Annotated in this window: 17 protein-coding genes; 10 read left to right on the top strand and 7 right to left on the bottom strand. The window is 55.1% G+C overall.

Annotation, left to right across the window (positions count from 1 at the left end; all coding sequences use genetic code 11):
- The first annotated feature begins 15 nt into the window (after nt 1-15).
- Nucleotides 16-1,524, top strand: coding sequence for an FGGY-family carbohydrate kinase (locus RTX30_RS15245; protein WP_312691004.1), 1,509 nt, complete (start codon nt 16-18; stop codon nt 1,522-1,524).
- 68 nt (nt 1,525-1,592) lie between these two features.
- Here the strand turns inward: RTX30_RS15245 and RTX30_RS15240 are convergent, their stop codons facing one another.
- Both RTX30_RS15240 and RTX30_RS15235 read right to left on the bottom strand, forming a co-directional pair.
- The gene (locus RTX30_RS15240; RefSeq protein WP_312691003.1) at nt 1,593-2,306 is read right to left on the bottom strand and encodes a GNAT family protein; all 714 of its coding nucleotides are present in this window, start codon (nt 2,304-2,306) and stop codon (nt 1,593-1,595) included.
- 161 nt (nt 2,307-2,467) lie between these two features.
- Nucleotides 2,468-3,805, bottom strand: a complete 1,338-nt coding sequence (locus RTX30_RS15235; protein WP_312691002.1) for an aspartate aminotransferase family protein — start codon at nt 3,803-3,805, stop codon at nt 2,468-2,470.
- A 181-nt stretch (nt 3,806-3,986) separates the two neighbouring features.
- Here RTX30_RS15235 and RTX30_RS15230 point away from each other — a divergent pair, with 181 nt between their 5' ends.
- The 3 genes from RTX30_RS15230 to RTX30_RS15220 all read left to right on the top strand — a co-directional run bounded on the left by RTX30_RS15230 (nt 3,987) and on the right by RTX30_RS15220 (nt 7,325).
- Nucleotides 3,987-4,754 carry an SDR family NAD(P)-dependent oxidoreductase gene (locus tag RTX30_RS15230; RefSeq protein ID WP_312691001.1) on the top strand — a complete coding sequence of 256 codons (768 nt, stop codon included), beginning with the start codon at nt 3,987-3,989 and terminating at the stop codon, nt 4,752-4,754.
- Between the two features lie 688 nt (nt 4,755-5,442).
- On the top strand, nt 5,443-6,675 hold the full coding sequence (locus RTX30_RS15225) for an EAL domain-containing protein (protein ID WP_312690999.1): 1,233 nt from the start codon (nt 5,443-5,445) through the stop codon (nt 6,673-6,675).
- A gap of 395 nt (nt 6,676-7,070) precedes the next feature.
- Nucleotides 7,071-7,325: a DUF1471 domain-containing protein gene (locus RTX30_RS15220; protein ID WP_312690998.1), complete on the top strand. Its 255-nt coding sequence runs from the start codon at nt 7,071-7,073 to the stop codon at nt 7,323-7,325.
- Between the two features lie 71 nt (nt 7,326-7,396).
- On the opposite strand, the gene RTX30_RS15215 is transcribed toward RTX30_RS15220, so the two are convergent.
- The 3 genes from RTX30_RS15215 to RTX30_RS15205 form a co-directional block, all read right to left on the bottom strand.
- The gene (locus RTX30_RS15215; RefSeq protein WP_409429822.1) at nt 7,397-8,782 is read right to left on the bottom strand and encodes a heavy metal sensor histidine kinase; all 1,386 of its coding nucleotides are present in this window, start codon (nt 8,780-8,782) and stop codon (nt 7,397-7,399) included.
- Entirely contained in the window at nt 8,782-9,474 is a 693-nt protein-coding gene (locus RTX30_RS15210) for a heavy metal response regulator transcription factor (RefSeq protein WP_312690996.1), read from the bottom strand. The genes RTX30_RS15215 and RTX30_RS15210 overlap by 1 nt, the downstream gene beginning before the upstream one ends.
- A 120-nt stretch (nt 9,475-9,594) precedes the next feature.
- On the bottom strand, nt 9,595-9,927 hold the full coding sequence (locus tag RTX30_RS15205) for a helix-turn-helix domain-containing protein (protein ID WP_312690995.1): 333 nt from the start codon (nt 9,925-9,927) through the stop codon (nt 9,595-9,597).
- Between the two features lie 561 nt (nt 9,928-10,488).
- Here RTX30_RS15205 and RTX30_RS15200 point away from each other — a divergent pair.
- Nucleotides 10,489-11,340: a Vmh family MBL fold metallo-hydrolase gene (locus RTX30_RS15200; RefSeq protein ID WP_312690994.1), complete on the top strand. Its 852-nt coding sequence runs from the start codon at nt 10,489-10,491 to the stop codon at nt 11,338-11,340.
- Between the two features lie 15 nt (nt 11,341-11,355).
- Here the strand turns inward: RTX30_RS15200 and RTX30_RS15195 are convergent, their stop codons facing one another.
- Nucleotides 11,356-12,240 (bottom strand): LysR family transcriptional regulator, encoded by an 885-nt coding sequence (locus RTX30_RS15195; protein ID WP_312690993.1) that lies wholly within the window; start codon nt 12,238-12,240, stop codon nt 11,356-11,358.
- Nucleotides 12,241-12,406: 166 nt separating this feature from the next.
- Here RTX30_RS15195 and RTX30_RS15190 point away from each other — a divergent pair, with 166 nt between their 5' ends.
- On the top strand, nt 12,407-12,640 hold the full coding sequence (locus RTX30_RS15190; protein ID WP_312690992.1) for a KTSC domain-containing protein: 234 nt from the start codon (nt 12,407-12,409) through the stop codon (nt 12,638-12,640).
- A 103-nt stretch (nt 12,641-12,743) separates the two neighbouring features.
- Nucleotides 12,744-12,842 (top strand): YoaK family small membrane protein, encoded by a 99-nt coding sequence (locus tag RTX30_RS15185; protein ID WP_312690991.1) that lies wholly within the window; start codon nt 12,744-12,746, stop codon nt 12,840-12,842.
- Between the two features lie 7 nt (nt 12,843-12,849).
- On the opposite strand, the gene RTX30_RS15180 is transcribed toward RTX30_RS15185, so the two are convergent.
- Entirely contained in the window at nt 12,850-14,088 is a 1,239-nt protein-coding gene (locus RTX30_RS15180; RefSeq protein ID WP_312690990.1) for an MFS transporter, read from the bottom strand.
- A gap of 208 nt (nt 14,089-14,296) precedes the next feature.
- Here RTX30_RS15180 and RTX30_RS15175 point away from each other — a divergent pair, with 208 nt between their 5' ends.
- The 3 genes from RTX30_RS15175 to RTX30_RS15165 are packed head-to-tail and all read left to right on the top strand — an operon-like array spanning nt 14,297 to nt 17,099.
- Nucleotides 14,297-15,307: an ABC transporter substrate-binding protein gene (locus RTX30_RS15175; RefSeq protein ID WP_312691035.1), complete on the top strand. Its 1,011-nt coding sequence runs from the start codon at nt 14,297-14,299 to the stop codon at nt 15,305-15,307.
- Nucleotides 15,304-16,344 carry an iron chelate uptake ABC transporter family permease subunit gene (locus RTX30_RS15170; RefSeq protein WP_312690989.1) on the top strand — a complete coding sequence of 347 codons (1,041 nt, stop codon included), beginning with the start codon at nt 15,304-15,306 and terminating at the stop codon, nt 16,342-16,344. The genes RTX30_RS15175 and RTX30_RS15170 overlap by 4 nt, the downstream gene beginning before the upstream one ends.
- A complete protein-coding gene (locus RTX30_RS15165; RefSeq protein WP_312690988.1) occupies nt 16,341-17,099 on the top strand; it encodes an ABC transporter ATP-binding protein in 759 nt (252 codons plus the stop codon). The genes RTX30_RS15170 and RTX30_RS15165 overlap by 4 nt, the downstream gene beginning before the upstream one ends.
- Nucleotides 17,100-17,104 lie beyond the last annotated feature (5 nt).

Below are 17,104 nucleotides of genomic sequence, written 5' to 3'. Positions count from 1 at the left end.
AGAGGGAGAAACGGCATGTCGCTGGATAAAGAGATTGTGATTGCTCTCGATGAGGGCACCACTAACGCCAAAGCCGTGGCGCTGGATGCCAGAGGCCAGGTGGTAGCGAAATGTTCACGCCCGTTGACGATCCAGACGCCGCACGAAGGTTGGGTTGAGCAGTCCGGGGAACAGCTTCTCGCAGCCTCGCTGGCGGTGATCCGCCAGGTAGTGGCTGAGGTGGGCGCGGCGCGCGTGGCGGCCCTGGCTATTAGCAATCAACGCGAGACGACGATTGGCTGGTATCGCGCCAGTGGCACACCATGCGGCCCGGCCATCAGCTGGCAATGTTCGCGCACGGCGGTTTTTTGCCATGCCCTGCGTGAGCAAGGCCTGGAAGCGGTTATCAAAGCGGTTACCGGGCTGCCGATCGCCCCGCTGTTTTCCGCCACTAAAATGCGCTGGCTGCTGGAGGCGATCCCCCAAGGGCACGCGCTGGCCGCACAGGGTGACATCTGCCTTGGCACTATCGACAGTTGGCTGCTGTGGCAGTTAACCGCTGGCGAGTCGTTCTGCTGCGATTACGCCAATGCCTCGCGCACGCAGTTACTGAACCTGCACAGCGGCGACTGGGATGACGACATGCTGACCCTGTTTGGTCTTCCTCGCGCCGCGTTGCCTGCTATCCGCCCCTCCAGTGGATTATTCGGCCATACCAGAGGGTTGAGCGGCATTCCGGACGGGATCCCCATCCTGGCGATGATTGGCGACTCCCATGCGGCATTGTTCGCCCACGGTCTTGGCGCGACCGGTTGCGTAAAAGCGACTTACGGCACCGGTTCGTCGGTAATGGCGCCGGTGGCCAGTGCGCAGTGCGATGTGAAATCGCTGGCGACCACGGTCGCCTGGCATGATGGCGAGCGGCTGGTCTACGGGCTGGAGGGCAATATTCCCCATACCGGCGATGCCGTGGCGTGGATGGCAGAGAGCACCGGGCTGAGCGAGCTGCCGGAAAATGAACTGGCGCAGGCACTGTGTACCCTGCCCGCCTCCGTTGACTCAACACTTGGCGTCTATTTTGTTCCGGCACTCACCGGGCTGGGCGCGCCATGGTGGGACGAACAGGCGCGCGGTCTGATCCATGGCCTGACCCGGGGAGTGAAACGTGCGCACCTTATCCGTGCGGCGCTGGAATCGATCGCCTATCAAATAGCCGATGTAGTGGTGGCGATGCGTCAGCACGGCGCGTTTTCCCTGCAGGCGCTAATGGTAGACGGCGGCCCGACAAAAAATGACTGGCTGATGCAATATCAGGCGGATTTGCTCGGCTGCCCGGTGATGCGCAGTGATGTGGCCGAACTTTCTGCGATGGGCGCCGCGCTGCTGGCACGCAAGGCGCTTTTGCAGGTCGATAGCGAACAGCTGCGCGCCTGGTTACCCGAACATGTCACTTTCCTGCCGGATATGGCCCGCCATGCTCGCCTGCAAAAACGCTGGGTTGACTGGCAAAACGCGGTTCAACTGGCGCGTGCGCAAAAGCCCTGATCCCGGGGTACGTGGTGAATAGCGCTCAGGATAAAGAGACGGCATCGGGTAAACCGATGCCGGTTTCATCACGGCGATAAGCGCGCAAAAAAAGCGCCGAGAGGCTGTTTTTGTTGGCCTTCATGGTCGAAATTGCTGGCGTCGAGCCAGGCGGTGATGGCGGCATCGCACTGCGACCATTCGCTATCGAGCAGGGAGAGGTAGTCACTGTCGCGGTTACGCCCTTTGCGCACCATGTGCTGGCGAAAACGCCCTTCCCAGCGAAAACCCAGCCGTTCTGCGGCACGGCGCGAGGCCACATTCAGCGCATCGCATTTCCACTCTACACGGCGGTAATCACAGGCAAAAGCATGGCGCAGCATCAGCCACACGGCTTCCGTACCCAGCGTGCTGTTTTTCATCTGTGGCGACCAGGTGACATGCCCCACTTCAACCGTGCCGTTTTGCGTGTCGTTCGCCAGCCAGGCGATGACACCGACCGCATTCCCTGTTACTTCGTCGACGACCGCAAACGGGATGACCGTTTTGTCGATCATTTTGCTAATCACCCAGCGCGCCATGCTGTCGATGTCATCAGGGCGCTGCCCTGCGAGCCAGGTCCAGTCGCTGTCGTTTTCCGCCTGAGAATAGGCGTGCAACAGGTGTGGCGTGTGTACCCGAGCGTCGAGCGGCTCCAGACGACAATAGTGGCCTTGCAATACGCGTCGTGGCAGCGGCTGGACGCCGTTCCAGTGTGGCACTGTGTCGCCGACGTTTTGACCATACTGATTCATTTCCGGCATGTTTCTCTCCCCAGGTATTAAAGATAAATCCAAAAGAGATGTTTTATCAGGAGAACGCTGCGGAATACAGTGCTAATAATCGGGGGGAGTTTATCAAAAAATGCCTTTGAAATCAGAGGACTGACCAGACAAGGCGCCAGGAATGCCTGACGCCAGCAAAATCAAGAGCAAAGTGGGTCAAATTGAGACAAAACACGGTCAAAAATGGCCAAACCGCGCTGCACTTCTTCCGCACTCATGGTGCAGGGCGGCACCACATGGATGCGGTTCTCGACCACAAAACTCAGCACACCGGCCTGGGTGAGCGCCGTTTTAATCGCGCTCATCTCTGCCGCCGCCAGCGGCGTTTTGGTCTGCCTGTTGCTGACCAACTCCATTGCCTGGAACATGCCGCGACCACGAACCTCACCAATCAGCGGATGTCTGCCCGCCAGCGCTTCCAGCCCCGGGCGCAACACGCCATTGCCGACACGTGCGGCGTTCTCTACCACCTGCTCTTCCTGCATCGCATCCAGCGTGGCAACAATCGCTGCCATCGCCAGTGGGTGGCCGGAGTACGTCAGCCCCCCCGCAAAGAAGTGATCGTCAAAGTAGTGCGCAATCGGTGCGGAGATCAGTACCCCACCCGCCGGGGCATAACCGGCATTTACGCCTTTAGCAAAAGTGATCAGGTCGGGCACTATGCCGTCCTGCTCAAACGCGAACCCACTGCCGGTGCGGCCAAAACCGGCCATCACTTCATCCAGGATCAGTACAATGCCAAACTCATCGGCCAGGGCGCGTACACCCTGCATATAGCCGGTCGGCGGCACCAGAATGCCTGCTGTACCCGGAATGGATTCCAGCAGGATCGCCGCAATCGAGGAGGGGCCTTCACACTCAATCATCCGGCGTAAATGCGCCAACGCACGTTCGCACTCTTGCGCTTCTGTTTCAGCGTTAAACTCGCTGCGATAGAGATAAGGGTTAAAGAAGTGTACGTGCCCGCGAGAATATTCATTCGGCACGCGACGCCAGTCACCAGTCGCGGCGATCGCACTGCCGGTATTGCCATGATAGGAACGGTAAGCGGAAAAGATCTTGTCGCGCCCGGTGTACATGCGCGCCATACGAATAGCGTTTTCATTGGCGTCGGCACCCGCATTCGTGAAGAAGACTTTACTGAAGCCGGCCGGCGCCAGTTCAACAATGCGTTTTGCCGCTTCGCCACGCGCGAGGTTGGCGGTAGCCGGCGCAATGGTCACCAGCTCATCCAACTGGGCTTTCATTGCTGCCAGCACGCGTGGGTGCTGGTAACCGATATTCACATTGACCAGTTGGCTGCTAAAGTCCAGGTACGTATTGCCGTCGTAATCCCATAATTCACAGCCTTTCGCCCCGGCAATCACCAGCGGGTTGAGGTTGCCCTGCATCGACCATGAATGAAACACATACGACCGATCCAGTTGACGCACATCGTCATTGGTGATTGCCGTTTCGCGCTGAAGTGCCCGTTTCATCCCCTGCTCCTCTCCTGTCGTGGTTGTTGCCTGCATCATGCTGTGGCACGTGCTCCTACAGGTAGAGCCAGTCTTGTTTGCGGCTTGTGACACCCGTGTCACACCCTTGTGGAATAACTGGCTCTGTCTGGCGCGGCGGGAGGTTTTTATAGTGACGCCTCAACCCGCACAGGAGAAGACAATGACAGCAGCGAAAAAAGTGGTGTTTATTACCGGCGCAACGTCCGGGTTTGGCGAAGCGGCAGCGCAGGTTTTTGCCGACGCGGGCTGGTCACTGGTGTTAAGCGGGCGGCGTCTGGCGCGCCTGGAGGGGTTACAGACCCGGCTGCAGAGCAAAGTGCCGGTGCATATTGTCGCGCTGGATGTGCGTGATAAAGAGGCGGTTAAAAACACCGTTGCGGGCCTGCCTGCTGCGTTTGCCGATGTGACAACGCTTATCAATAATGCCGGGCTGGCGCTTGCCCCACAGCCCGCCCAGCGCGTGGAACTGGAAGACTGGCAGACAATGATTGATACCAACGTCAGCGGGCTGGTCAATATGACCCATGCGCTGTTGCCAACGCTGATTAAGCACGGTGCTGGCGCAACGATTATCAATATTGGTTCGATTGCCGGACAGTGGCCCTATCCCGGCAGTCATGTCTATGGTGCAACCAAAGCGTTTGTGAAACAGTTTAGCTATAACCTGCGTTGCGACCTGCTGGGTACCGGGGTGCGGGTTACAGACCTGGCCCCAGGCATTGCGGAGACGGAATTTACGCTGGTGCGTACTAAAGGCGATCAGGCCGCTTCAGACACGCTTTATCGCGGCACCACACCCTTAAGCGCACTGGATATTGCACACCAGATGTTTTACATCGCCACGTTGCCGGACCACATGAATATTAACCGTGTGGAAGTGATGCCGGTGCGTCAGGCCTGGCAGCCGTTTGCGATCGATCGCGACTGAGTACACGCTTTGTCGTCATGGCGAGCGCCAAAAATAAAACGCCCCGGCATATGCCAGGGCCTGTTGTTTTATTTCTTTCCCAAAAGTGCTCAATCTATCTTACCCCGCCCGGCGCTTATCTCCGGCACTCACTTGTTGTGGCGTTAGCTCTGTACTGGGGTAAATTCACAATAGTCTATCGGAATATTCCTGACAACAGATAAATGCAGATCACTTTCAGAATTATGATAGTGATCATGCTTTGCCGTTTTCAGCCCTGACGCGGTGTGCGCATGGTCACGCACGCCGCATGTTGCGGCGATTTATGCCACCTTTCTCACCGTTTTATGCTAATCAACATGACACAGTAACAATGCCGTTTCGCTTAAGCGGATCGCCGATTATGATAACGATACATGTTCTCCGGCAGCGATCCCGCCGCGGCAAAATCGGGTTATTTTTTTGCCGGCATTGCCAAAAGTTACCAATAAATAGCGTAATTGGTTATTATTCCGCAGCGTGGAATTTGACTTAAATTCCTCAGAAGTTTACAAAAGATACGGCCTTCCTTAAGTCCGACTTGCGTCTTCGTCATTTTCGTCCAGGCTTCCATTTTATCCTGCGAAAAAATAACGAAGGTTGACCGGTTCAGGTTAGCGCATTCCCCGGTTTTTTTAGATTTGCAGGCATCTGTGGAGTGGAGTAACGAATGTTCTCGTTTGTCGCCCGCCAGGCGATTTTTGATGAAAATATGAACACAGTCGGTTACGAACTGTTGTTCAGAGACAGTATGACGAACCGGTTTCCCGACGTCACCCCGGAGTACGCCACTGCCCAAATTATTGTCGAGCAATTCCTTGGTGCGCCATTAGGCCGCCTGAAAGAGTACAGCGCTATCTTCGTTAACTTTCCCTATGAACTGTTAGTGCAGGGAATGGCGGAAACCCTGCCGAAAGACCGGGTGATTGTTGAAATTCTTGAAACGGCAGAACCCACGCCTTTGCTGCTTAACACGGTAAAAAAGCTCTATGCCCACGGGTTTCGTATTGCGCTGGATGATTTTGAGTTAGGTGAAACCTGGAATGCGTTTTTACCGTACGTCAGTATCATTAAATTTGATGTGCGCCTGAATACCCCGGATGAGATCCGCGGTTATATCACCAGTAAAGGCGATTTGCTGAAAGAGACGGTATTTCTGGCCGAGAAAGTCGAAACGCAGGAAGAGTACGAATGCTTCCGCGATATGGGCTGCACCCTGTTTCAGGGACATTTTTTCAGCAAACCGGTGATCCACTCGGCAAACAAGCTGGTTCAGAATCAACTTATAACGCTGAAATTAATGAAAGAGGTGAATGCCGACTCACCGGATTTTGGCAAAATTGAAGCCCTGCTAAAGCAGGATCTCGCGCTGTCATTTAAGATCATGCGCTATGCGCAGAATATTGTGTTCAATGCTCGTGGCATTAAAAATATTCGCAGCCAGTCGCTAAAAGACATTATTTTTTACCTCGGTACCAATGAACTGCGCCGCTTTGTGCTGGTGTCGTGTTTAACCTCGGTGAACAAACAGAAAACCGATGATATCTACCATCAAAGCCTGTTCCGCGCCCGGTTTTGCGAACTCGCCTCGGCCCGCTCGATAAGCCGCCACTCTGCCGATGATGCGTTTATCGTCGGGCTGTTTTCGCAACTGGACAATATTTTTGAAATGCCCATGGCGGATCTGATTAGCCAGATAGACGTATCGACTAATGTCATGATGGCGCTAAGAGAGAAAAAAGGACCGCTCTACCCATACCTGCAGCTGATTGAATTATATGAAAATCACAACTGGGAAGAGGTCAGCGCGCTTGGGCACCGGCTGGGGTTCAATCGCAGCGTGGTGGCCGAAATGATTAAACTCGCCACGAAATGGGCCGACGAGATCCCGACCAGCGCCTGACGCCGCTCCCGTATAGATTATTTGCCTGCAGGAAATACGCCGTTAACCGTCTCTTTGCATACCAAGAAGCCCAGGTTTAGCCAGGCCGCTACGCGGTATAAGATTATTTTCAACATCTGCCATGGTAAAACGTTATTTCACTTACGCATGGCCTGGACTATTTCCACACCCAGCAAGCCTTATTTCCACAACGTGCGTACCCTGCCTGCTGATTAAAAGACGCACTCATCTTTCCCGATTTTTTTGCGCTAACGGTGAGTTTATTAAAAGAATTGTGGAGTTTTGTTATCTGACAGCGTCGTTATTTTCTGGTCAGAGAAATGACAGTTACTGGGCGTAATATTGCTACTGTCAGAAGATACTCTGACATTATTCCGAATGAAGAGGTGGTTACGATGAAAAAATTACACGTGCAGATGTTAGCAACCGCGTTGGTTGTTTTCTCGACAGCATCATGGGCTGCCACCGAAGTGACGTCCGATGCCGGGTTGACGCCGGTTGGGAGTGTATCGGTTTCAGGCGCAGGCACACTCGGCGGGCTACAACACCGCCTGGCGCAAAAAGCCGACCAGCAAGGTGCGAGCAGCTATAAAATCATTTCCGCCGGTGGCGACGATAAATATTTTGGCGTGGCCACGTTGTATAAATAACCGTCTGGCTGTGAAAGAAGGCCGTAACGGGTTGCGTTACGGCCTTTTCTTTGCGCCTGAGGGTGCCATCCTCATCCCAGCGACAGGGTAAAACCGAAGGTATTCATTCCGTTCTGGCTGCTGACGAACACATCGCCCCGGTGCATATTGGCAACGGCTCTGACAATCGACAGTCCCAGCCCGTGATGCATATCACTGTGGGTACGCGAGGCGTCTACGCGATAGAAACGTTCAAACAAGCGCTCCAGATGATCAACCGCGATCGCCTCGCCAACGTTCGATACCGCCACCCGGGCATGATTTTCGACGCACTGGAGCCGCACAACTACCGTGCTTTCCGGCGGTGCATGTCGGGCACTGTTTTCCAGTAAATTCGCCAGCGAACGGTGGAATAAACGGCGGTCGATTGAGGCGGTGACATCCCCTTCCACCTCAACGCGCAGATTCTTCTCTGCAAACGAAGGCTCCACGTACTCAAACGTTTTAAAAGTTTCTTCACGCAACGAGACGCGGGTTAACTGCGTGGCGTGTTCGCCCGCCTGCGCATGGGATAAGAACAACATATCGTTGACGATAGAGGTCATCCGCTCCAGCTCTTCGAGGTTGGACTCCAGCAGATCCTGCAGTTCGGCAACGGAACGCGGGCGCGACAGCCCCAGTTGCGTCTGCCCTATCAGATTGGTCAACGGCGTACGTAACTCATGTGCCACATCGGCGTTAAAACTTTCCAGTTGCCGCCAGGCAATCTCCTGGCGCTCCAGCGCGCCATTAAACGACACCGCCAACGTTTGCAGTTCATCTGGCAGGGTCCGGGTTTGCAAACGCTGACCATGATTACCCGGCGCAAGATGACGCGCCTGCTCGCTGAGCATATTCACGGGTCGCATGCCGTTGCGGGCAATCAGGTAGCCCAGCAAAGCAATAAACATCACGCCGACAATACTGATCACCACCAGCGTACAGGTGAATTCATACAGCGTGCCCATATACGGTGTCGAGTCAATCGCCACAACATAGCGCAGCGCCGGACGCGCCTCTTTCGCCGGGATCTCGCGCGAGTAAAGAAACAGCAGGCAGGATAATTCCGTCTTACCTGGCGCGGTGCTGAAGCCATCTTTCAGCGACGACCAGTCGACCCCGCTCGGCGGCGGCCCACCCATGGCGAAACGCGGATCGGCGCTGAGCAGCCAGTATTTAACGCGCCCGCCTTCCGAGGTGGAGAGGGTATTGAACTTCGCTTCCAGCGTCGACCAACTCTCCAGGTTATGGTGGTTCTCAATCCACGGCGTCATTAACGACTCGCGAAACAGCAGTTCGTTGTGCATCTGGCTTTCCAGAGAGGTGTACAGCGAGCTTCTGAGCACCACACCAAAGGTAATGACCACAAAGACATAGGCGACGGAGAACAGCAGCGCCATACGTCCGGCAATGGAGCGCTTCACGACCGAGAACGGAATCAACTTGCTTTGCTCTCCTGGCGGGTTTCCAGCACGTAGCCCATGCCGCGTACGGTATGCAGTAACTTAATGGGGTACGGGTTATCCACTTTGGCACGCAGACGTTTGATGGCGACCTCGACGACATTGGCATCGCTGTCAAAATTCATATCCCATACCTGCTCGGCAATCATCATTTTCGACAAAATCTCGCCCTGATGACGCGCCAGCAGGCTGAGCAGCGCATACTCTTTCGCGGTCAGTTCCAGCCGATCGCCGCCCCGGGTGACACGCCGCGCCAGTAAATCGAGATGCAGATCGTGAATATGCAACTGCGTAATATCCGCGCCGTCGCCCGGCCTGCGGCGCAGCAAAGCCTGAATGCGTGCCACCAGTTCAATCAACGAGAAGGGTTTTGGCAGGTAATCATCAGCCCCATGGCGCAACCCTTTTACGCGCTCTTCAACAGAACCGCGCGCCGAAAGCATTAACACCGGCGTCTTTTTACTGGCGCGCAGCCGCTCGAGGATCTGGTAGCCGTCCATGCCGGGCAGCATCACATCCAGCACGATCGCATCGTAGTCATACTCCTGCGCCATATGCAGCCCTTCGACGCCGTCGCTGACGACATCCAGCGTAAAGCCCTGTTCGCTAAGCGCACGGTTAATATAGGAGGATGTCTTTTCCTCATCTTCGATTAATAGCAGCTTCATGGGTGTGCCCCCTTCTACGTTTCGGCACCTGCCGCGCGCACCACTCTGCTGATGATTCTAGCGCTTGTGCGCTGACATTATGCTGACATTTTGCCGCCTTCATGCAACACCGCGAAAACGTCAGGCCTGGTGTCGCCGCCGCCATACGCCTGGCGGCATATGGTATTTACGGGCAAAGGTACGGGTGAAGGTCTGCTGGGAGTCATAACCGTACTTAGTAGAGATTGTCATGATGGATTGTTGCGTGTTGAGCAACTCCTGCGCGGCGCTCTCCAGCTTTTTATCGCGAATGTAAATGCCGAGCGGCACCCGCATTTCTGCATGAAACAGACGCTGTAAATGCCATTTCGAGTAGCCCGAGCGCATCGCGACATCGCCGATACGCAGTGGCAGGTCAAGGTTGTCATCGATCCATTGCTGGATTTCATGTATTACCGCTTTTTGCATTTCCATCAGTGCCGCCTCCTCGCCAGGGTAACGCCACCTTAGCGCAAGGATGCTGACTCAAAAATGACGCGAAAATGATAATCCTGTCAGCTTTGTTAACAGCAACATGCCCTGACTGCGCGGAAATAAAAAGCCCTGCCAGGCCCGACCTTTCAACGGGAGCGCGCTAAATTAGCGCCGGCGGACTAGTCGCCGCGTACCGCCGATTTTTCGGGCGCGTAATTGTTGAATATGCTTATAAAAAGAAAAAACAATCACCAGTAATAACAATAGAATGCCTACAAAACCGATCATAATTTTATTGCCAACTCTGTTTGCTGTGAGGATTAAAGTAACCCGCGAGACAGCAAATGCTGTCCACCCGCCTATGATAAACCAGGCGAGGCGCTGCGGGTATATAGATTTACGTTTAATTCCCTAAAATACAGTGCTTTACATTTCAACAAGCGCATTAGGGCCGCACACCTGATCGTTTTATGAAACTGAGCATCTCCCGTTTCAGGAATTCTCATGCTCGCCAATCTGCCTACAATGGAACGCCTGCCCCCCGAGAGAAGGACAAAATTCATGAAACGTACCACCCTGAGCATGCTGATGTTACTGGCAAGCGCTCCGGCCTTTGCCGCGCCGTTGAGTCTGCAAGTCTATAACCCGCAGGAAAAAGGCCTCTTCGCCGTCTCGTCTACGCTGGTGTCTGGCCCAACCGAAGCGATTTTGTTTGATGCTCAGTTCAGCACCAAAGATGGCGAAAAACTGGCAAAGATGGTGAAAGCCAGCGGCAAAACCCTGAAAGAGATTGTGATTACCTCTGGCGATCCGGACTTCTACTTTGGCCTCGAGCCGTTAGTCGAGGCTTTTCCGCAGGTGAAAGTGGTCGCTTCGGAGACGGTGATTAAGCATATCGAAGCCACAAAAGCGGCGAAGCTGGCTTTCTGGGGGCCGCAGATGAAAGAAGGTGCACCGCAACGCGTGATCGTGCCGCAACCGCTGAATTCACTGCAGCTGACGATTGATGGCGAAACAGTGGAGCTGCGCCACCCGCAAAGCTATGCGGCTTACGTCTGGATCCCGGCTAATAAAGCAATTCTCGGCGGCACCGCCATCTCAAGCGGTATTCACGTCTGGACAGCAGATACGCAAACAACCGCTGCGCGCACGCAATGGCGCGAGATCCTCAGGGAAATGCAGGCGTTAAAACCGCAACAGGTTATTCCCGGCCACTATCTGGGCAACCGCCCGGCGGGTGATGGCGCCATCACCTTCACGGCGAATTACCTGCAACAGTTTGAACAGGCGCTGAAGACGGAAAAAGATGCAGCAGGGGTGGTTAACGCCATGAAACAGCACTGGCCTGCCCTCGCCGAAGAGAGTTCCCTGGAATTGAGCGCAAAAGTGAACACCGGCGAAATGAAATGGTAACCGGCGGGGTTACCGTCAGGTCTGCTGGCGTAACGACTGGGCAATTGCCTGAAGAAACAACGTTAATGCAACATGCTGGTGCGAGCGGGATTGATAAAGCCCATAAATCCCCAGCGGCTGCGGGACGTAATCGGCCAGCACGCTGACCAGTTCGCCGCTGTCCAGCGCGGTGTGGGCCTCCTTCTCAGGAACCAGCGCGATGCCGCACCCGGCGATAGCGGCATCGCATAAGACGGACGAGATACCGGCGCTTAGATTGCCGTTTGCCTGCACGTTAAGCCGATTATTTTCCCGGTCGGTAAAGTGCCAGGTCTGCCCTGCAAAACCGCTGTAATAGAGGCAGTTATGCTGCTGCAGATCTGCCAGGCTTTGCGGTTCCCCGCATCGGCGCAGGTAGTCTGGCGAGGCGCAAAGTACAGAGTGGCACTCGCCCAGACGCATCGCGATGGCGCCTGGCTCAGGATTATTGGTAATACGGATCGCCAGATCGATGCGCTCGCCAATCAGATTGACCGCCTGATGGCTGATATCGACTTCGATTTTCAGCGCCGGGTAACGTGCCAGAAATGCAGGTAACACCGGGCCGACAATGTGGCTGGCAGTAAAATGCGCGCAGGCAATACGCAACGTGCCGGATGGCGCTTCGCGCGTCGACTGTTGTTCAATATCATGAAACAGCGGAGCCAGTTGTCGCGTGTGTTGCAGCGTCTTTTCCCCGGCAGAGGTAAGTGTAAGACGACGGGAAGAACGGTGAATAAGCCGGGCACCCGCCCATTTTTCCATTTCATCGAGATAGCGGCTGACCATTGGTCGGGAAATACCCAACGCCCTGGCCGCCGCACTCAGGCTGCCCAGTTCGCAGATACGGTTAAACACCACTACCGCCATCACTCTATCCATAGGTCCATCCGATCGTTTTATGCAACTTGCATGGCAGGGTTTCAGAAAAACATCCTACCAAATCTCGTTGGGGTAAATCCTTGCTGCCACTGTAAATATTCATGAAAACCTGCCGATAGGAGAAAAGCATTTTTAACAGTGATGTTTAAGGACAGGATGATCCACCATGAAAAGACACCCACTGAGCTGCCGTGCATTAAAAGCAGCAGGCTACGATCCCAACTCCAGCGTGCTTGAACTCGAACACAGCAACGGGCGCGTTGAACAGTATCTGGGCGTGGCGCCAAAAACCTGGCAAGGCTTTCTGATGAGCCACGATCAGGAAAAATTCTTTCGGGACAATATCGCCAACAGTTACCTGAAAATTATTATCGAGCAGGCGAATTACAGCCGTTTCTAGCGTTTCAGAACGGTCACTTCGCGCAGATTTGTGCTAACGTTGTCTCCCCGCAGACGACGGGGTTTCTTACGGCTTAACGCGGGTCACAGCACAAAGAGGATCTATGAAAATTGGTATTGCGTTCCCCATTCTGGTGTTTATCGTCGCGGTCGCATTCCTGACGTGGTTTATCCTTGGCGGCTATGCCTCACCAGGCGTTTAACGCCTGTTCAGCCGTGACGATGCCTGAGCGGGCGGCAAATCACGACCATCGCCAGTGCGCTGAGTAGCGGCAACAGAGCCAGCCATAGCCACGCAATGCTGGCCTGCGGGGAAGGCGTGAGCGCATTATCGAGCTGCCCACCCAACAGAAAATTCCCCGCCAGCACCGTGACACCGCCCATTGAGGACAACGCGCCATAATGCGCACCAAGGTTCTGATTATTGGCGAAATAGGGCACCAGGTCTTTGCCCACCGGCACAATCAGCATCTGCCCGAGTGTTAACAGCGTGATCATGAAGACCGCGGGAACATAGCGCTGCCAGCTTTCTGGCGCAGGCGTTGCCGCAAACAGCGCAACACTGATAAACGAAGCCGCAAGCAGCGCGAACCCAACAGGTAACATCCGCGCTGCACCAACGCGACGGGCGAGGCGCGCCAGCGGCATTTGTAACGTGATGATCAGTACCGAGGCCAGCATAAACAACGGGCCAAGCGTTTTTTCGCTGCTGCCGGAGCGGGTGAGCTCAACAGGCAGCGCCAGGTAGAGTTGATTGTAACTAAACAGATAAGCGCTCCACGCCAGCATAAAAGCCACAAACCGGCGGTTATGAAACGTTTTCCACCACGGCAGTATATGCAGCGTTTCAGCTTTGCCCGGCGTGCGCGGCAGGGCAAAAAACAGCACCAGCAACGCAATAACGAACACCCCTGCCCCAGCCAGAGCAACCTGCTGAAAACCAAACCCTGCCAGCAACGATCCCAGCAGCGGCCCCAGTACGGTGCCCAGTTCTCCACAGATCGCAAACAGCGCAAACCATTCCGAACGGCTGCGTTTGCCCTCTTTTTCGCTTTGCGTGCCGGCTTTTGCCAGCAGCGCTTCAATAGCAGGAGAAAACAGCGCGCCGCCCACGCCCGTTAAACATGCGCCGAGTACCACCGGCAGCAGCGTATCGCCCATTGCCAGCAGCAGGTAACCACTGATCCTCACCAGACAGCCGCAAAGAATAATGATCCGCGCACCGAAGCGATCGGATAACGCCCCGCCCAGCAGGAACATCCCCTGCTGCGAGAACGTCCGCAGACCAATAATCAAACCGATCAGCGCGCCGGAAAGCTGCATGTCATCGCGCAGGTAGATGGCGAGAAACGGCACCACGGCATAAAAGCCGATATTAAAGATAAGCTGACTGCCCGCGAGCAGATAAGGCGATGTCCCTTTTGTCGGGGCAGAAAAATAAGCAAACATGCAAAAACCGTTTAGCGGGTGAGGCGTGCACAAAAGCCACTTTTTACCGGGTTAACAGAGCGCTGGCAACTTTTGTTATTGACTTACAGAGTCTGAGGTTTTGACTTTGCCCTTCCTCATTATTGACAAGGTTTATGCCGCTCGGTATAAGAGCCGGCATTAGAATGATTTTCATTTACAAAATCAATAATCACAAAAGGTCATGATGATGCATTTCGTTAAAAAATCGTTATTTGCACTGGGGATACTGTTTGCCGGTTCCGCGCTGGCAGACGCTACGCATTATCCCCTGACGCTGGATAACTGCGGCGTTCCGATCACGTTCGAAAAAGCCCCGCAGCGCGTGGTCGCGCTGGGCCAAAACACGGCGGAAATCATGCTGCTGCTGGATCTGCAAGACAAAATGGTTGCCAGCGCTTTCTGGCCGACAAAAGTCTTGCCGCAACTGGCTGAACGGAATGCAAAAGTTAAAGTCCTGACCGTTGAGATCCCAACGCTGGAGTCAATCATTGCTCAGGAGCCGGACTTTGTGGTTGCGCAGTTACCGATCCTGCTCGGACCGGACAGTAAAGTGGCAAAACGAGAAGATTTTGCCGCCATTGGTGCCAACAGTTACCTCTCGCCGGGCGTGTGTGCCACGAAAAAGGACAACGGCGATATCTACGGGAGCCGTCACAGCCTGTGGGATCCGTCCCTGTTGTATAAAGAGATTGATGATCTGGCGAAAATCTTTGATGTGCAGGCACGCGGTGATGCGCTGATTGCCGAATTTAAGCAACGTGAAGCGGCGCTGCGCAGCCAGTTTGGCCACGGCAAGAAAAATCTCTCGTTTGTTTTCTGGTTCTCCAGTGCGTCTCCCACGGCAGATGCTTATGTAGGCGGTAAAAACAGTGCCTCCGGCTATATTGCCCATCTACTCGGCGGGCATAACGCCATTACGTCGGAAAGCGAATGGCCGACCCTCGGCTGGGAGAGCATCATCGCGGCGAACCCGGATGTGATCGTGGTATCCAGTCTCGATCGTAACCGCTGGGCACTGGATAACGCCGAAGAGAAAATCAAGTTCCTCAAGAGCGATCCGGCTGTCAGCCAGCTTGAGGCGGTGAAAAAAGGCCATATCGTAGTGATGGATGGCCAGGCAATGAACCCGACAATCCGTACGCTATATGGTGCTGAGCAGGTTGCCGCCCAGTTGAAGACCCTGGGACTGGATAAATGACCACACCGTCTGTTGCTGCGCTGAAAAAGGCGCAGCTTGGGATATTGTTTGTGCTGTCATTGCTGTTATTAGCGCTGGTGATAGCGGTCAGCGTTGGCGTGGGTGAATTGTCGATCCCATTAAGAACCACTTTTTATGCCGTGAGTAACAAGCTGGGGCTGACCCACGAACCGTTGAAACGGATCCACGAAACGGTGCTGTGGGATTTCCGCCTCAGCCGTGCGCTGGTGGCCGCATGCTGCGGCGCAGGCCTGGCCATTTGCGGGACCGTATTACAAAGCCTGTTGAAAAATGCGCTGGCGGAACCCTACGTTTTAGGTGTTTCCGCCGGGGCATCAACGGGCGCAGTCTCGGTGGTGGTGCTGGGGATCGGCGCGGGTGCGCTCTCGCTGTCTGCTGGCGCCTTTCTTGGCGCGTTTGCCGCTTTCCTCTTTGTTGCCGTGTTGACCAACGGCGCGCGCGGCGGCAATGAACGCACCATTCTTGCGGGTGTTGCCGCCTCGCAACTGTTTAATGCCATTACCGCATGGAGTGTCAGCACCTCCGCCAGCGCTCAGCAAGCCCGCGATGTGATGTTCTGGTTGCTGGGCAGTTTTAGCGGTGTGCGCTGGCCGGAATTCCAGCTGGTGCTGGTCGTCGTTATTCTCGGTTTGCTGGCCTGTCTGTATCACGCCAAAGCGCTGGATGCGTTTACCTTTGGCGATGATGCCGCCGCCTCGCTGGGCATCCCGGTGGGCGTGGTCCGGCTGATCCTGTTTTCGGTGACGGCGCTGATCACCGCCACTATTGTCAGCATGGCCGGATCGATTGGCTTTGTCGGGCTGGTGGTTCCCCATGTGATGCGCTATTTCATTGGTCCGCTGCACCGCCGTTTATTGGTGGCCAGCGCGCTGGCGGGTGCCATTCTGATGGTGCTGGCAGATATCGCTTCACGCACGCTGATCGCCCCGCAAACCCTGCCTGTTGGCGTGGTCACCGCGCTGGTTGGCGTCCCGTTCTTTGCCATTATTCTCTATCGCTCAAGGAGGTTTGCATGAGCATTAGCGCAAGCCGGCTCAGTTGGCGGGTGGGTAAAAAAATCATCGTCAATGACGTTTCTCTGGCGGTGCCAAAAGGGCAAACACTGGGGCTGCTTGGTCCCAATGGTTCAGGAAAATCCTCTCTGTTGCGCATACTGGCGGGCCTGCGTCGGCCTGATAGCGGCACAGTGATGCTCGACGGTAGCGACATCGCCACGCTGAAAAAGAAAGCGCTGGCAAAACGCGTGGCATTTGTGGAACAGCACGCTGCCACCGAAGCCAATATCCGCGTGCGTGATGTCGTGAAGCTGGGGCGAATTCCGCATCATTCCCCCTTCAGTGCCTGGTCACATCACGACGACGAGATTGTCAATGCGGCACTGGCCCGCGTCGATATGCTTGAGCACAGCGATCAGGGGTGGCAAAGCCTCTCAGGCGGCGAACGTCAGCGGGTACACATTGCCCGCGCGCTGGCACAGTCGCCCGGTGAGATCCTGCTGGATGAACCGACCAACCATCTCGATATTCATCACCAGATGCAGTTGATGCGTTTGATCAGCGAACTGCCGGTCACCAGTATTATTGCCCTGCACGACCTTAATCATGCGGCGATGTTCTGCGATACGTTGATTGTGATGCAAAAAGGGCAAATCGTTGCCAGCGGTACGCCGGACGAGGTGTTAACGCAAGAGATGCTGGCCAACGTTTTTCAGGTTAACGCCCGAATTGAGATTTCGCCGGATCACGGCAAAAAGCATATTCATTTCCTCTGATCCCC

Origin of the sequence: Kosakonia sp. (assembly GCF_032052965.1) — a bacterium.
Lineage (GTDB): Bacteria > Pseudomonadota > Gammaproteobacteria > Enterobacterales > Enterobacteriaceae > Kosakonia.
This window is presented reverse-complemented; position numbering and strand designations above follow the sequence as displayed.

Bases quoted from the DNA above. Each gene is read 5' to 3' on its own strand.
- RTX30_RS15245 (WP_312691004.1), top strand. From the start codon at position 16: ATGTCGCTGGATAAAGAGATTGTGATTGCTCTCGATGAGGGCACCACT.
- RTX30_RS15240 (WP_312691003.1), bottom strand. From the start codon at position 2,306: ATGCCGGAAATGAATCAGTATGGTCAAAACGTCGGCGACACAGTGCCA.
- RTX30_RS15235 (WP_312691002.1), bottom strand. From the start codon at position 3,805: ATGAAACGGGCACTTCAGCGCGAAACGGCAATCACCAATGACGATGTG.
- RTX30_RS15230 (WP_312691001.1), top strand. From the start codon at position 3,987: ATGACAGCAGCGAAAAAAGTGGTGTTTATTACCGGCGCAACGTCCGGG.
- RTX30_RS15225 (WP_312690999.1), top strand. From the start codon at position 5,443: ATGTTCTCGTTTGTCGCCCGCCAGGCGATTTTTGATGAAAATATGAAC.
- RTX30_RS15220 (WP_312690998.1), top strand. From the start codon at position 7,071: ATGAAAAAATTACACGTGCAGATGTTAGCAACCGCGTTGGTTGTTTTC.
- RTX30_RS15210 (WP_312690996.1), bottom strand. From the start codon at position 9,474: ATGAAGCTGCTATTAATCGAAGATGAGGAAAAGACATCCTCCTATATT.
- RTX30_RS15205 (WP_312690995.1), bottom strand. From the start codon at position 9,927: ATGGAAATGCAAAAAGCGGTAATACATGAAATCCAGCAATGGATCGAT.
- RTX30_RS15200 (WP_312690994.1), top strand. From the start codon at position 10,489: ATGAAACGTACCACCCTGAGCATGCTGATGTTACTGGCAAGCGCTCCG.
- RTX30_RS15195 (WP_312690993.1), bottom strand. From the start codon at position 12,240: ATGGATAGAGTGATGGCGGTAGTGGTGTTTAACCGTATCTGCGAACTG.
- RTX30_RS15190 (WP_312690992.1), top strand. From the start codon at position 12,407: ATGAAAAGACACCCACTGAGCTGCCGTGCATTAAAAGCAGCAGGCTAC.
- RTX30_RS15185 (WP_312690991.1), top strand. From the start codon at position 12,744: ATGAAAATTGGTATTGCGTTCCCCATTCTGGTGTTTATCGTCGCGGTC.
- RTX30_RS15180 (WP_312690990.1), bottom strand. From the start codon at position 14,088: ATGTTTGCTTATTTTTCTGCCCCGACAAAAGGGACATCGCCTTATCTG.
- RTX30_RS15175 (WP_312691035.1), top strand. From the start codon at position 14,297: ATGCATTTCGTTAAAAAATCGTTATTTGCACTGGGGATACTGTTTGCC.
- RTX30_RS15170 (WP_312690989.1), top strand. From the start codon at position 15,304: ATGACCACACCGTCTGTTGCTGCGCTGAAAAAGGCGCAGCTTGGGATA.
- RTX30_RS15165 (WP_312690988.1), top strand. From the start codon at position 16,341: ATGAGCATTAGCGCAAGCCGGCTCAGTTGGCGGGTGGGTAAAAAAATC.